General features: G+C 39.4%; 15 protein-coding genes. 3 read left to right on the plus strand and 12 right to left on the minus strand.

Features of this window, described 5'->3' with window-relative positions; all coding sequences use genetic code 11:
- From Q8907_05285 to Q8907_05305, 5 genes are all read right to left on the minus strand, one after another.
- A partial coding sequence (locus Q8907_05285; protein MDP4273677.1) for a carbohydrate binding domain-containing protein occupies positions 1 to 362 on the minus strand: 362 nt, incomplete at its 3' end.
- 243 nt (positions 363 to 605) lie between these two features.
- Complete coding sequence (locus Q8907_05290; GenBank protein MDP4273678.1) at positions 606 to 3416, minus strand: beta-galactosidase; 2811 nt, start codon at positions 3414 to 3416, stop codon at positions 606 to 608.
- 173 nt (positions 3417 to 3589) lie between these two features.
- Positions 3590 to 3904, minus strand: coding sequence for an L-rhamnose mutarotase (rhaM, locus tag Q8907_05295; GenBank protein ID MDP4273679.1), 315 nt, complete (start codon positions 3902 to 3904; stop codon positions 3590 to 3592).
- A 72-nt stretch (positions 3905 to 3976) separates the two neighbouring features.
- Positions 3977 to 5005 carry an L-rhamnose/proton symporter RhaT gene (gene rhaT / locus Q8907_05300; protein MDP4273680.1) on the minus strand — a complete coding sequence of 343 codons (1029 nt, stop codon included), beginning with the start codon at positions 5003 to 5005 and terminating at the stop codon, positions 3977 to 3979.
- 125 nt (positions 5006 to 5130) lie between these two features.
- Entirely contained in the window at positions 5131 to 5652 is a 522-nt protein-coding gene (locus Q8907_05305; GenBank protein MDP4273681.1) for a flavin reductase, read from the minus strand.
- A gap of 177 nt (positions 5653 to 5829) precedes the next feature.
- Here Q8907_05305 and Q8907_05310 point away from each other — a divergent pair, with 177 nt between their 5' ends.
- Together Q8907_05310 and Q8907_05315 are read left to right on the plus strand one after the other, a co-directional pair.
- The gene (locus Q8907_05310; protein ID MDP4273682.1) at positions 5830 to 7176 is read left to right on the plus strand and encodes a lysophospholipid acyltransferase family protein; all 1347 of its coding nucleotides are present in this window, start codon (positions 5830 to 5832) and stop codon (positions 7174 to 7176) included.
- A complete protein-coding gene (locus Q8907_05315) occupies positions 7173 to 7973 on the plus strand; it encodes an SDR family oxidoreductase (protein ID MDP4273683.1) in 801 nt (266 codons plus the stop codon). Before Q8907_05310 ends, Q8907_05315 begins: the two co-directional genes overlap by 4 nt.
- Before the next feature lie 15 nt (positions 7974 to 7988).
- Here Q8907_05315 and Q8907_05320 read toward each other — a convergent pair whose 3' ends face one another.
- The 6 genes from Q8907_05320 to Q8907_05345 all read right to left on the minus strand — a co-directional run bounded on the left by Q8907_05320 (position 7989) and on the right by Q8907_05345 (position 12783).
- Entirely contained in the window at positions 7989 to 8534 is a 546-nt protein-coding gene (locus tag Q8907_05320) for a 2-oxoacid:acceptor oxidoreductase family protein (GenBank protein MDP4273684.1), read from the minus strand.
- Between the two features lie 7 nt (positions 8535 to 8541).
- The gene (locus tag Q8907_05325) at positions 8542 to 9321 is read right to left on the minus strand and encodes a thiamine pyrophosphate-dependent enzyme (GenBank protein ID MDP4273685.1); all 780 of its coding nucleotides are present in this window, start codon (positions 9319 to 9321) and stop codon (positions 8542 to 8544) included.
- Between the two features lies 1 nt (position 9322).
- Positions 9323 to 10396 carry a 3-methyl-2-oxobutanoate dehydrogenase subunit VorB gene (locus tag Q8907_05330; GenBank protein MDP4273686.1) on the minus strand — a complete coding sequence of 358 codons (1074 nt, stop codon included), beginning with the start codon at positions 10394 to 10396 and terminating at the stop codon, positions 9323 to 9325.
- Positions 10397 to 10418: 22 nt separating this feature from the next.
- On the minus strand, positions 10419 to 10646 hold the full coding sequence (locus Q8907_05335; GenBank protein ID MDP4273687.1) for a 4Fe-4S binding protein: 228 nt from the start codon (positions 10644 to 10646) through the stop codon (positions 10419 to 10421).
- Positions 10647 to 10895: 249 nt separating this feature from the next.
- Positions 10896 to 12170, minus strand: coding sequence for a glycosyltransferase family 2 protein (locus Q8907_05340; protein ID MDP4273688.1), 1275 nt, complete (start codon positions 12168 to 12170; stop codon positions 10896 to 10898).
- Between the two features lie 7 nt (positions 12171 to 12177).
- Complete coding sequence (locus Q8907_05345) at positions 12178 to 12783, minus strand: OmpH family outer membrane protein (GenBank protein MDP4273689.1); 606 nt, start codon at positions 12781 to 12783, stop codon at positions 12178 to 12180.
- 274 nt (positions 12784 to 13057) lie between these two features.
- Here Q8907_05345 and Q8907_05350 point away from each other — a divergent pair, with 274 nt between their 5' ends.
- Positions 13058 to 13312: a hypothetical protein gene (locus Q8907_05350; GenBank protein MDP4273690.1), complete on the plus strand. Its 255-nt coding sequence runs from the start codon at positions 13058 to 13060 to the stop codon at positions 13310 to 13312.
- 64 nt (positions 13313 to 13376) lie between these two features.
- On the opposite strand, the gene Q8907_05355 is transcribed toward Q8907_05350, so the two are convergent.
- Positions 13377 to 14085, minus strand: a 709-nt coding sequence (locus Q8907_05355) for a T9SS type A sorting domain-containing protein (GenBank protein ID MDP4273691.1), incomplete at its 5' end; no start/stop codon positions are given.

The following is a 14085-nucleotide window of genomic DNA, read 5'->3' on the forward strand; positions in this document are numbered from 1 at the left end:
CAATTGGCTAATGCACTGGAAACGCCAGTATCATGTTCACCCAGGCCACGAATATTGATCCGCACTTCACCCGAACCACTCTCAATCCTTAACCATGCAGTAAGTTTATAGGTTGACCGGGGATTAAGTTGAACCTCCGTTTGTACAATAGTGCCACTGCCAATTTCCAAAGCCTGCCTGCCGGAATGAACTGTTGAAGTAGTTAGACAAGCAGAATTTCCTATAGTAATCCAAGGCGTCAGACTATGGGCTTCAAAATCGGAATTAAAAAATTCGACTTTCTTTTCTTTTGAATAGGCAGTGAGTGAAAATATGCCGAGAAATATTATTGCGGTAACTTTTAAAGATACCAATTTATTCATTTTCCTATAAAAGTTAAAGTGTTTTCGTGGTATACAGCGATTCTTAAAACCGCAAATAAAGTCTCCAAATTTAGCCTTTATACGTGTAAAAAAAAGAATAAAAGTTCTGATGAAGGAAACCCGTCAGGGAATCAGTTTTTTAATTAATGAATATTTTGAAAAAAATTTCAGGCCATGAAACCGGAAAACAAAAGATGGAGGTATTAATAAATACAGGGCGGAATAAAATCCGCCGCCCCTGTATTAATTTACAGACAGATTAACCTGATACTCCGGTATAAACTGAATGTCTTTGATATTTGTCCGACCTGTTTCTTCTTTTGCCGGTGTTTTTTCAAAATAAATCTTATAACCGGGTTGCAAAGGGAAAAGTTCAAATCTTAATTGTTGGCCTTCGGCTTTTGTTCCCAGGCGTTTGAGATCGATAAGCCAGGATGTTCCATTATTAAAATTATCAGAAATCAGGCGATGCCCCAAACGGCAACGGCCTTTATCACCCGTATAATCGGCATGTACGAACAAACCGTTTAACTGTTCCGGCATACTATCCGGAATAGCCAGCGTCCAGTCCGAATGAACAGTTCTGAAAGAATCATAATCCACCTTTACGGCATCAACCACCTCCGGAGCTTTCAACCCTTTGACCGTTGATATGGGGGAAGGAAGGGTATACTGCCCGGTGGTAAGCCAGGACTGGTCAGTATTGAAAACCACCTGATCGGTATTGAAATACTCAACCTCCAGCCTGGCAGCAAATGCAGCCCGGGTATCAGAAAACGGAAAGACAAGAATCAGCTGGTTTTCACCTTTATGGGCATAGCCGGTTATATCAATTGCATTTATCTGATTTGCATTGGCCATTGCATTGACCCATGTCCCGTTAAGCTCAATTTTACACGGTATCTGATTCATCAGGTACAAAGTAGCCGACTTAATTGACGAAGGATTCCCTAAATTAAATTCTTTAATGAACAGCGTATTGTTCAGTAAGTTCCTGGAATTCACCTCTGATACTGAAGCTTTCAGCCATTGAGCATCATCAAACATGTTATATTTCTTCAGCTCTGGCTTAAAGCTTACCGGAGGAACATCCACCGTGTATCTGGTGAAAGCACCCGCCTGCCGCATGGCAATTGTTTTTCCTTCTTGATCAAGTTTCAATTTATTTTCCAAAGAATAGATATTCATTCTGGGGGAATTTCCATAAACATGAAGCTGATTCCCATTCATGTAAAGATTGGCATCTGAAATAAAAAATTGTTTTTTGCCATTTTCATTAAATAACCAGGCATGACTGGCCTCATCTGGTGATAAAACCCAGATATGTTGTTGTTTCCCGTCTTTTCGATCAATCCGGATATATTCATTCATGCCGGGTTTAAGGTTGGTTACCAGGTATCTTCCATTACTAAAGGTAACTTTAGCCCTGCCTGCTTCCAGATTGATGATTGCTGAGGCATCAAAAGAAAATTCAGGACTAATTCCCCTGGATTGCACAAAAAACCAGTTGGTCACATTCCCATCTTCGATTTTGCACAAAGGCTGGGCGGTGGCATATTTTAAAAGAACACCGTCCATATCAAAATTAAAAGGCCATATAAAAGAACAACTATCGGGGATATTAACGGGTTTTACAGGAAAATTCAGGTCCTCCTTATCAAGTTTGAGGGAAAAACTGACATTTTTTTGTTCAGGCTTGATTCTTCCCCTGTAATAGTTCAAGCCGAATAAAAATCCCGAACCATCTTTCACCCTGACGGCATATTGCAAACTATCCACGTTTTTAATCTGAGGAATAACAGGAGCCATAGGAGCCAGTCTTGAACCAAATTCATTCAGGAAATAATGTAATTTTTTAAGCTGGTAATAGGAAGGAGCCAGCTCACCCGTTTCTCTGATTGCTGCCTGAAAATCATAAGAGATATCAGGATATTCGTTAGGATAACCCGTTTCATCCCTATTTTCTTCTAAGGTCGTATAGAGGCCAAGGGAATTCTGTCCTCCCGTAAAAACATAATATCCCGGCATATTGCTTCCAGATCCAATTTTAGTAAGGGCAATAGACAGACCGTCAAGCGGGCTCAAAACAGGCCGGCGATGTTCTGCAATCTGGTTTCCAATCCCGATTTCACAGGTAAGGTAAGGGAAATGGGAATAATCAGCAGAATATTTTTTATCCTTTTGAGAAAGGTCATTTCCAATATTTTCATCGTTCATGGGCGCCTGAAAAGTAAAATTCGGATTATCCTTCATCTTTTCAAGGTTTGCAGCCCAAGGTTCGTCCGGATATCCGCCCCACAAGGGAATCACCTCATCGCCCTTGGGAATCGAAGCATTATCCCATCCGGTAATAGTATATAAAGGAACATCCATTCCCCATCTTCTGGCCGTTTGCTTTAACCACATAATATGACCTTCTCCCTTCGCACCTCCGTGGTATTCGTTTTCAAGCTGGATCCCGATAACCGGGCCGCCATCTTTATACAGCAGGCCCTTCATCTGACCAGCTATTTCCCCGTACCAACGTTTAACGTAATGTTGATATGCAGGATCGTCTGACCTGTCGGTCAGATACTTTTTATCCAGGATCCAGTCGGGAGTACCGCCGTTACGTACTTCACCGTGGCACCAGGGTCCGATACGGGGATAAACAAAGAGCCCGTGTTTCTGGCAAAGCTTTACAAAGCCTCGAAAATCCTTGTTTCCAGACCAGTCAAATTGTCCCTCTACCTCCTCATGATAGATCCAAAAAAGATAACAGGCGACGATATTGATTCCATTGGCTTTCATTTTAAGTATCGCATCTTCCCACTGTTCTTTAGGATAACGGGAGAAATGCATCTCGCCCATGACCGGAACAACTGCCTTTCCACCAATTGTGATGTACTTGCTGTTTGCCAGGATTTCCTTACCGGAAGGCCCAGGATTACCCATCTTCAGGTGTCCTGACATAATCCCTGCAGGTTTTACCCGGGCGTCAATATAATGATTCTGTGCGTATGCGATGAGCAGTGAAAAAACGAAGAAAAAGGATGAGGCTAACTTTTTAATCATTTGAGTTTTCTTTAGGTTATCAGTTTTGGCCGGATTGGCTTTAAATGTATGCAAGAGCAGACACAAATATAAACCAAATTCAAGAATGCCGGCAAGATTCTGGCATACATTGATATTAAAAATCCCGGTCAGTTGCAAAACCGGCCGGGATATAATTAATTGATGAAACAACTCTAATCCATGTGGAACATGGTTTCCAAAGGAATAGAAACCGGAGAAAAGTCAGGATTGGTTTCCATAATATCAGCCATATATTTCCACCATTTCTGAACAATAGGAAGATCTCCCAAGTCCTGCGAAGAACTTTCACCTTCCTGGTATTGTACAGCAAAAAGGGTATTGGTTTCTTCATCTAAAAAAATCGTATAATCGCGGACACCGCTCTTTATAAGTAAGTCCTTCATTTCAGGCCAAATTGCGTTATGGCGGCGTTTGTATTCTTCTTTACAGCCAGGACGCAATTTCATTTTAAATGCATATTTTTTCATCATACATAAAATTTAATTAATATTCCGTACCTTAAACCAAAGAAACATCAAAACGATTATATCGAAACCCGGTTAAACTTGTCCCAGGTTTACGATGAAAGTAGAAAGGATCAGAACAACAATTCCTACAACCAGGACAAAAATTGTTTTTTTGCTAACGCCCTTCCATTCATTGAGAATGATACCCCACACATTGCTGCAGGCAATATTCAGTGCCATCAGGATACACCAGCTGAAAGCCAGCATGCTGGGGGGCAACATACTTTTGCCCATGCCCATAAAGAAGAATTGCAGGTACCAAAGAGTACCGCCAAGAGCAGAGAAAAGAATATTGTTAAAAAGCACATTGCCGGGAACAGAAAAATAATCTTTTCCGGTACCGTTTTTAATATTTAAGAAGAAGCAATAGGAAAAATTAGTAATGAAGCCGCCCAGGGTCACAAAAATCAAAATAGGATTCAAGGTGAAAAGCGGATTGGTATTGAACTTAAGAGCAACAGCCTCCATGGGTTTTCCGGCTTCCAGTCCATAATTGAAACAAGCGCTCATAATTCCGGCCAATACAGCAATAATCAATCCTTTTTTCAAGGCGAATTCCTTAACTGCAGCCTTTTTTTCTTCTTCCGTCATGTCTTTAGATTTCAAACTTCCGGCATAACCAATGATGGCAATTCCGGCAACGCACACGGAAACACCCATGACCATCAAAACGCCACCAGTTGTAGCGAATAAATTATTGCCGGCAACAATAGGTGGAATAAGGGTTCCAAAAGCCGCACAGAATCCCAGAGCTATGGACTGCCCCAGGGCAACTCCAAGATAACGCATGCCCAATCCGAAAGTCAGGCCTCCAACACCCCATAAAACACCAAAAAATATAGCCCACAATTTGGCAGAAGCAGGTGATTCTCCAATAATTTTCATTAGATCAGGAACAGTAAAATAAGCAAAAACCCAGGGAATAACAATCCAGGAAAAAATACCCTGAACAATCCAGTACGATTCCCATGACCAGTCTTTAATCTTCTTGATGGGGACATAAAAGCTTGAAGCACAAATGCTTCCAATTGCAATTAAAAGTATTCCAAGAATTGGATTCATAATATTGTGATTTGAAAAGTGAATAATTAATGATTTGATTTAAGTAGTTATGTTATAAAACTGATGTAAACCTAATTATTTTTTACTAACTCAAAAAACTATTTCCCTTAAAAAATAAATGAAAATCATTTTTTGATTTTTACATAACAATTTAATATTTCTCCAATGTAGATACAATGGAAATCATCTTTCGAATAATTTTTTTCAATCAGTTCAGGAATTAAAAAACTTTCTGGTTTCAGGCGGTCGGCATATAATTTCCTGCATTCAAAAAACATTTTGGACTGTTCGAAGGCTATTGCCCCGCTTTCTGTCTCAAAAGGAAGCAGTCCGGTTTCTTTTATCTTATCAGTATTGCTGCCCGATTTAGAACCGCAGAAATTTAAAATTGGGCGATGTTCTTCCTCAAAGAAAGAAATTGTATAGAATTCAGAAGATTTCATAATCTGATTCGTATAACGTTGTGGGCGGATAAAGGATATTGCCACAGGCAAGTTCCACAAAACGCCCATTGAACCCCAACTTGCAGTCATGGGATTACATTTTCCCTTATTCCCCGCGGTGATCAACATCCACTCATATCCAATGAGTTTAAAAACATTATCGCTAATGTTTTTGGGTTTTATTTTCTTGAAATCTTCCAACATGATAAAATGAGTTTAAATCTGATAAAGATAAGTAAAGTTGAATTAAACCAAGGGTTACTTATTAAAAAAGGTCGATGTTGCTAACAAAAATTTGGAACCAAAAGTTATGGAGTTAAAATCAATGTATCTGAAAAAAATCTTATTTTTGGGACTGCTATTTTAAGAAAAATGATGAAAATGAAGAGATGGTCACTGGGTTATGCCGCATTAAAATGTTATATTACACTTGTTCACAGGATTTATTATAAAAAAGTATTTGTTCAGGGAAAAGAAAATATTCCAGCCAACGAACCGGTCATATTTGCACCCAATCATCAAAATGCCTTGATGGATGCACTAGCCGTAATAAGCACGGTAAATAAACAACCTGTTTTTCTGGCAAGGGCTGATATGTTCAAAAAGAAAACCACTGCAAAATTCTTGCACTTCCTGAAAATTCTCCCTGTTTACCGTATGCGCGACGGCATTGAAAACATGAACCGGAATGAAAAAATCTTCAGGCTTTCTTCGGAAATATTGAACAACAATCAGGCCATGGGAATTATGCCTGAAGGGAATCACGGGGATAAAAAACAATTAAGGCCATTGAAAAAAGGGTTGTTACACATTGCTTTCCAGGCCCAGCAGAAATATGGAGATCAACCAGGAGTGAAAATCATTCCTGTTGGCCTTGATTACAGCAACTATCAGAAATTCAGAAGTACCCTGTTCATAAACTATGGGAAACCCATAGAAATTTCCACATACTGGCAGGAATACCAGAAAGATGGAAAAGAGGCTTTGCATGATTTAAAAAAAGAATTGGGCAGAGAGCTGAAAGACCTGATGATCAATATTGAAAGTAAAGAATATTATTCTGCCATTCTTCACTCCATCATTATTTACCGGGAAAAGATGGCGCAAAAGATGAAACTGAACCCTAAAAATCCCGCTGATCTTTTTAAAGCATCAAAAGAAATAGAAAAAGCACTGAATATTTGTTGTTTGGAACATAAACCAGAGCTTGACGAATTAAATGGCAAACTCGGTACCTACTCCAGATGTTTGGAAATTCTCAATTTACGGGACTGGGTTATGAAAGAAAATGTCAATCTCAGTCACTTCAATATAACCTTATCATTTACCCTTTTGATTCTGAGTTATCCTATCTTTATTTATGGAATCATTTGCAACTATTTGCCTTTTCATATCCCTGTCTCCATTGCAAAAAGGATAAAAGACATGCAATTTATCAGTTCCGTTCAATATGGGTCTTCTCTTATCACCTTTCCACTCTATTATCTGTTTTTAATCGGCCTGCTCAGTAGTATTTGTGGAAATATTTTAATCATCCTGTTTTTTACACTTTCTTTGCCCTTAAGCGGGTTGTTTTCCTTCTACTATTTTTGCCAGTATAAAAAATTACTGGCCCGTTTGAAAGTTATGATATTGTCTTCAAAAGGAAACAGAAGCATACGGAAATTAATTGATTTGAGAAAAGAAATAATTACTATTTTGGACACATTGACAGGTCATACAGCATGAAAGATTTTCAAAATAAAGTAATCTGGATAACCGGAGCTTCATCAGGAATAGGTGAAGCACTGGCTTATTTGCTTGCAAGGAAAGGCGCAAAACTTATTCTTTCGGCAACCCATGAGGAGAAACTCCTGAACGTAAAAGAAAACTGTGAACATTTAAATTGTCCCTTCTGTATGATTCTGCCCTTGGATCTGAGTAACATGAACAATGCAAGTGAGCTGACAACTAAAGTTATTGAAAAATTCGGGCGTATCGATATGTTGGTCAATAACGGAGGAATTAGTCAACGGGCCCTGGCCATGGAAACCCCTCTTGAGATTGACCGGAAGATCATGGAAATAGATTATTTTGGAGGAATAGCCCTGACCAAAAGTGTGCTTCCCTACATGCTCAAACAGGGAGAAGGCTACATTGCAGTTACCAGCAGCATTTCGGGCCGCTTCGGGTTCCCGCTGCGTTCAGCTTATGCAGCTGCCAAATTTGCCATTTACGGTTTCTATGAAACACTGCACGCAGAACTAGCCGCAAAAAACATCACCGTAACCATTATTTGTCCGGGAAGAGTCAGGACAAATATTTCATTTCATGCTCTCGATAAAAACGGGAAACCTCACGGGGTAATGGATCCCGGCCAGGATACAGGCATCACCCCGGAAAAAGCTGCCCTGCAGATCTTAAAGGCATTCCGGAAAAATAAAAGGGAAGTATTGGTTGGAGGCAAAGAATTATTGATGGTCTACATTAAAAGATTCTTTCCCGGCCTCCATTCCAAGATTGTCAAGAAAATAAAACCGGAGTAAAAAGAATAAGGAAAATTAATTTTCCTTATTCACCATTTCCATTCCGCCTAAAATAGCCTGTTCGTTTATGGGGATCATATCATGATGCCGTTCAGGAAGGGATTTCTTTAAACCTTTTACGACGTTGGCTACTTCAACGATAGGTTTAATTTTAAGAAAAGCCCCCAACACCACCATATTAAAAATCTTTGTATTCCCGATTTTTTGGGCTTCAGCAACTGCATCTATGGCATATACTGAAATATCCTTTCTTTCAGGCTTGTGGGTAATTCCGTTAGTCTCGTAAATAAGCACACCACCAGGTTTTACTTTTGATTCAAACTTATCCAGTGATTGCTGATTAAGAATAATGGCTGTATCATAATCATTGACAATAGGAGAGCTGATACGGTCGTCGCTGACAATTACCGTACAATTTGCAGTTCCCCCGCGCATTTCGGGGCCATAAGAAGGTATCCAGCTTACTTCTTTATCCTGCATAATGCCGGAATAAGCCAGGATTTTTCCCATGGAAAGAACACCCTGTCCTCCAAAGCCTGCTATAATAATTTCTTCTGTCATAATTAATTTATTTTGAAACTAATTCACCATTTACCTTGATATCTCCCAAAGGATAGTATTTGAACGTATTTTCAGCCATCCACTGATTTGCCTTTACGGGTGACAATTTCCAACCCGAGTTGCAACTCGAAACGATTTCAATAAAAGAAAGTCCTTTGTCCAGCTTCTGATTTTCAAAAGCCATACGAATAGCTTTTTTGGCCCTGCGGACATTAGCGGGAGTATCCACTGCCTGACGGGTAACAAAATAAGTACCGGGCAGCTGGGAAATTAGTTCGGTGATTTTTATAGGGTAACCCATTGTTTTAACATCACGGCCATAAGGACAGGTGGTTGTTTTTGCACCTTCCAGTGTTGTTGGAGCCATCTGACCTCCAGTCATCCCATAAATTCCATTGTTGATGAAAATAATGGTAATGTTTTCGCCTCTGTTGCAGGCATGCATAGTCTCGGCAGTACCAATGGCAGCCAGATCACCATCACCCTGATAGGTAAACACATATTTATCAGGCCAAACCCTTTTGATTCCGGTAGCCACAGCAGGAGCACGGCCATGTGCAGCCTCGGTCATATCGATATTCATAAAATCATAGGCAAATACAGCACAGCCAACAGGCGAAACGCCGATGGTATCAGCCTGAATGCCCATTTCGTCAACAACTTCCATAACCAGGCGGTTGGCAGTTCCATGCCCGCAGCCGGGACAATATGAAAGGACATTGTCGGTCATCAATTTGGTTTTGGTATAAACCAAATTTTCTTCTTTAATTATATCCTGAACATCCATCTTACTTTCCTCCGATTATTTTTTGTTCCAATGCCTCTAAAACTTCACCGGGAGTATGAACGACACCGCCCATACGGCCGAAATGTTCGGCTTTGGTCCGGCCATTTACCGCAAGTTTAACATCCTCGATCATCTGCCCGGCACTAAGTTCCACAGCCAGGAAGCCTTTTACCCTCTTTGAAAGCTCAGCAATAGGTTTCGTTGGGAAAGGGAAAAGAGTGATGGGACGTAATAGTCCGACTTTAATGCCTTTCTGTCTGGCGATTTGAACAGCTTTCAGGCAGATACGTGCACTCGAACCGTAAGCCACAAAAATATAGTCAGCATCCTCGCATTGAACTTCTTCATAGCGGACTTCGGTCTCCTGCATCTTCTGGTATTTGGCCTGCAACTTTTCGTTACGTTTTTCCATAACTGCAGAATCAAGTTCCAGGGAAGTAATGATATTCCGTTCGCGATCCGGAGTCTTCCCGGTGATGGTCCATGAAGGATCAAAAGAAGTAGTACGGGGGATCTGTTCGGAGATTTCAACTTTTTCCATTACCTGGCCAATCAGCCCGTCGGAAAGGATCATTGCAGGATTCCTGTATTTAAAAGCCAGATCAAAAGACAGCTTTACGAAATCATACATTTCCTGAACAGAAGAAGGAGCCAGAACAATCAAATGATAATCGCCATGGCCACCACCTTTTGTTGCCTGGAAATAATCTGCTTGTGAAGGCTGAATAGTCCCTAGTCCGGGACCTCCTCTTACCACATCAACAATTAAACAAGGCAATTCAGCACCTGCAATATACGAAATACCCTCCTGCATCAGGCTTATCCCGGGAGAAGATGAGGAAGTCATCACTTTTTTCCCGGTACCTGCAGCCCCATATACCATGTTGATAGAAGACACTTCGCTTTCGGCCTGCAATGTCACCATGCCCGTGCGCTCTTGCGTCTTCTGGGCCATGAGATATTCCATTATTTCCGATTGAGGAGTAATGGGATAGCCATAAAAGGCATCCACTCCGGCGCGTATAGCTGCTTCGGCCAAAGCTTCATTGCCCTTCATCAATCTAAGCTCTTTCATATTCAAAATTTTGATTTCAAACTTAATCGATTTTTTTTCTGTACACACTGATCACCCCGTCCGGGCAAACTATAGCACAATTGCTGCACCCTGTGCATTCTTCAGGTTTTGCCATAAAAGCATAATGATAACCCTTGCTGTTTATGGCATCATTTAATTCAATTACTTCATTGGGACAAGTAAATACGCATAGTTCGCAACCTTTGCATTTTTCAGTGTCAACTACTATTGCTCCTTTAACCTTTGCCATATTTCTATTTTTTTACTATTTCATCTAAAATAGCGCAAAAATAATATTTTTTATTGATAAATTTAATTTTTTTAGCCAATTTCATTATAAATCCTAATCAGATTGAAGTTGAAGAAGCCGGAAAAATCAACCCATATAAAATGACAGCGCCTGTAATTCCTTATTAAATCAACAGTTTACCAACAGAACAACAGCAAATCCTTTATTCAACAATGAATCTAACAATTATAACTACGATTAACCGCTAAATCAGGGAAGAAAATTAACATTCCTATCCCAATTCCTATATAACAGAAGGGCATCCTTAACTGTTTCTGACTGTCTGGACGGATATACCGCTGACAACAGTGCATTGGAGGCTGTCAGGACAGGAACCTTAGCATAATCAGCCTGATGAACAGTATTCAGATATTTAATTGTTCTGAAAGCATTAAACCATTGGAAAAATTTCTTTTTAAACGAAGGCAAAGAGGCACAATTGCTGTTAATCTCAACAACTGCCTGTTCAAAATGCTGATCAGACAAGAATTGTCGAACAGGAGGAGGTAATTGTCCAAGAATTCCCCTGTATTTTGCTTCATCCACCCTGAAGAACTCCCTATGCCGGTCCAGAAAATTTTTCAAATCTTTAAAAGCCAGAAAATTATAAGTAAGCAAAGTATTATCGCTGGTTTCCACAAGTTTTTTTATCGCAGCGCCGGTGCCAAAAGGTACCCTGTCGGATACCCTTGGCGAAGGATATACTGTCGTACTATTCAACTCATAGAACTTACCTAGTGCCATTATTTTCTGAAGGAAATAAAAATCCTCACCGGCCTGCCGGGTATTCATACCGCCCTGCTTCACATAAGCCAGTGCTTTAACCGTGAAACAGGAACCGACAGTATGGAATGCATAAGGCGAACCGATAAAACGGAAAGCCTGCCGAAGATACCTTAGGTGCAGTTCATACTGGACAATATTGGCATATACCTCTACAGGATGGATCAAACCTTCAAGAGGGTGTTCAAAATAAATGTTGCAACCATTGGCCTTGGGATATTTTCTGTAAAAATTTTCTATTTCATTGAAGTAATTGACTTCACAGGTTGAATCGGCATCAAGCGAAACGACAATTCCATTCTCGTTGTTAATCATATTAAAACGGTTAATTGCCTCATCCATGCCTATTTTCCGTGCCATTCCCACACCTGCCTGCCGTGCCGGAAGATTGGGCTTATAGAGTATATGAAATAAAAAAGAAGGGGAATTATGCTGTTGGATAAATATTGCAGCCTCCCTCAAGGTGGTTTCATTTTGTGAAATAATTTCCAAAGAAGCATTTTGGGGCGAATTGACAACCACTATCACTTCAAGTGCACAAGCAGGCCGGGTAGCATTCCACAATGATTCCAGGGTTCTGATAAGCCGAGGTTCATAAAAACAGGGAATGACCACAATCAGATTTAAGTCTTCTTGCGGATTCCCTGTTATATCAGATTTAAAATATTCCTGCCTGTTTAAATAATTGTCACCAAACGACATCAGCCAGCTATTTGCCTTTGAAATTTTTATTCAATCCTTTAAGCACATCCTTAGTGATATCCATTTTTTGATCGGCAAAAAGCAAATTATTCCCGTATGAATAACTAAAAATGAACTTATATTTTCCGTCTTTATTGAATTTCTTGAGATATTCCTGAATATTGTCCGTAAGTTTCCGGTTTAAATCCTGCTCTTCCTGAGCCAATTCAGTTGAAAGTTTATCATGAAGCTGTACCAGGGATTGCTGCTGGGCCGACAATTGTTGGTTTATTTCCTTTGCTTTGATATTTGAAATAAGGCCTTTCTGCATCTTTTCCTGATAATCAGCCACAGCCTTTTCAAGACTTCTTTGTTTCAGCATCAGTTCAGTTTGTGATTTCTTCTGTTTAAAATCAAAGTGCGACCTCAACTGGCGATAATATCCATAATTATTGAGCAAAGTATCCATATTAACAAATACAATTTTACCGCTTTCAGTTTTTGAGGACACATTGGCTGTATTTGTCTCAACATCATTTGTTTTCAATTTCCCGATGGCAGAAAAATGAAGATAATACAATATTGCAACAGCGAGAAATAATGCAATATTCAAATAGAGCGATAATTTTTTCATATTTTTACTTTTTAAAATTATTTTCCTGAAAAATCATTAATCCGGTTTAGTTTACTCCTTTGTTACTGGCAAATATAGTGTATTGAAATACATTAGCAAAAATTTATTCTAAAAAGCATAAGGCTTAGTTTTCAAAATAACGCAAGATTTTTTTAACACTCTTTAACGGAGACTTAACACTCTTTAACAAAATCAAATAACCATGAAATTAATTATTACAGTACATTTACTTATATTAATTAAACGTAAATACTAATTCTAAAATTTATTGATTATGAAAAAAGTAATGGTTTTAGCTTCAGCTATGTTATTTGCATTAAGTGTTACAGTTTTGGATGCACAAGTTCATAAACCTGGTGCTAAAAAGGCAAAAGCAGACACCACAAAAGTTGCTAAAGCTAAAAAAGGTACAAAAGCTGCAAAAGGAACAAAAGCCGTTAAAGGTACAAAAGCTGTTAAAGGTACAAAAGCTGTAAAGGGTGCCAAAGCAACTCCTGCAACAAAAAAAGCTGCTCCTAAAACTAAGTAATTAAAAGAATAACAAAAAATAAAGGCCGGAATTTTACCGGCCTTTATTTTTTGTTATTCCCTCCTTAATTAATTATCAACTTGAAATTATATATCTGCTGGTTGGTATTAACCTGTACAATATAAAGCCCACGGGGTTGATTAAGAAACAAAGGAATTATATTTCTGCTTTCATTTTTAAATAAAGACGAATAAACCACCTGTCCTCCGGCATTTAAAACTTTCACAAAAACATCCGTTGATTGATCAACATTCAGCATAATGTTAAAACTACCATGAGTAGGATTGGGATATATTTCCACCTTTTTTTTCTCTGCACTCAAAGTTGTTACAGCCAGGGGAGGAAGCCCTGCAGTGATATAAAAATCACCTTCTACCCCACCTCCGCTACCATCCATTTGGAGATAATAAGTCTTTCCCTTTGTTAAAGGCACTTTAATAAGAGCAGCGGCATAGGGAGCCGCACTGTAATAATCATCATTGGCTGCCAGCATCTTGTAATTGCCAAGTTTTAACCCCTGGCAGGAATCCACCTCATAAATAGCAAGTTGGGTATCCATTCCCCGGCTAATAAAAGTAAACGAATCGGTTGAGGAAGGAGTAAAAGTAAACCATACACTATTCTGAAGCCCCCCTTCGCTACACCAGGTTTTTTGAGTATTGCAGTTTGTTTCGGGAGGCAAAGGTTCTTTTTCCTCTACTGTTGCATGCCTGTTGGTAAAAGGCCCGTTGTCACCCATGGAAAGGGCAATAGGGTTACACATATCATCATTC

It is taken from the genome of Bacteroidota bacterium, assembly GCA_030706565.1.
Taxonomy (GTDB): Bacteria; Bacteroidota; Bacteroidia; order Bacteroidales; family JAUZOH01; genus JAUZOH01.

Bases quoted from the DNA above. Each gene is read 5' to 3' on its own strand.
- Q8907_05290 (MDP4273678.1), bottom strand. From the start codon at position 3,416: ATGATTAAAAAGTTAGCCTCATCCTTTTTCTTCGTTTTTTCACTGCTC.
- rhaM (MDP4273679.1), bottom strand. From the start codon at position 3,904: ATGAAAAAATATGCATTTAAAATGAAATTGCGTCCTGGCTGTAAAGAA.
- rhaT (MDP4273680.1), bottom strand. From the start codon at position 5,005: ATGAATCCAATTCTTGGAATACTTTTAATTGCAATTGGAAGCATTTGT.
- Q8907_05305 (MDP4273681.1), bottom strand. From the start codon at position 5,652: ATGTTGGAAGATTTCAAGAAAATAAAACCCAAAAACATTAGCGATAAT.
- Q8907_05310 (MDP4273682.1), top strand. From the start codon at position 5,830: ATGAAGAGATGGTCACTGGGTTATGCCGCATTAAAATGTTATATTACA.
- Q8907_05315 (MDP4273683.1), top strand. From the start codon at position 7,173: ATGAAAGATTTTCAAAATAAAGTAATCTGGATAACCGGAGCTTCATCA.
- Q8907_05320 (MDP4273684.1), bottom strand. From the start codon at position 8,534: ATGACAGAAGAAATTATTATAGCAGGCTTTGGAGGACAGGGTGTTCTT.
- Q8907_05325 (MDP4273685.1), bottom strand. From the start codon at position 9,321: ATGGATGTTCAGGATATAATTAAAGAAGAAAATTTGGTTTATACCAAA.
- Q8907_05330 (MDP4273686.1), bottom strand. From the start codon at position 10,396: ATGAAAGAGCTTAGATTGATGAAGGGCAATGAAGCTTTGGCCGAAGCA.
- Q8907_05335 (MDP4273687.1), bottom strand. From the start codon at position 10,646: ATGGCAAAGGTTAAAGGAGCAATAGTAGTTGACACTGAAAAATGCAAA.
- Q8907_05340 (MDP4273688.1), bottom strand. From the start codon at position 12,170: ATGTCGTTTGGTGACAATTATTTAAACAGGCAGGAATATTTTAAATCT.
- Q8907_05345 (MDP4273689.1), bottom strand. From the start codon at position 12,783: ATGAAAAAATTATCGCTCTATTTGAATATTGCATTATTTCTCGCTGTT.
- Q8907_05350 (MDP4273690.1), top strand. From the start codon at position 13,058: ATGAAAAAAGTAATGGTTTTAGCTTCAGCTATGTTATTTGCATTAAGT.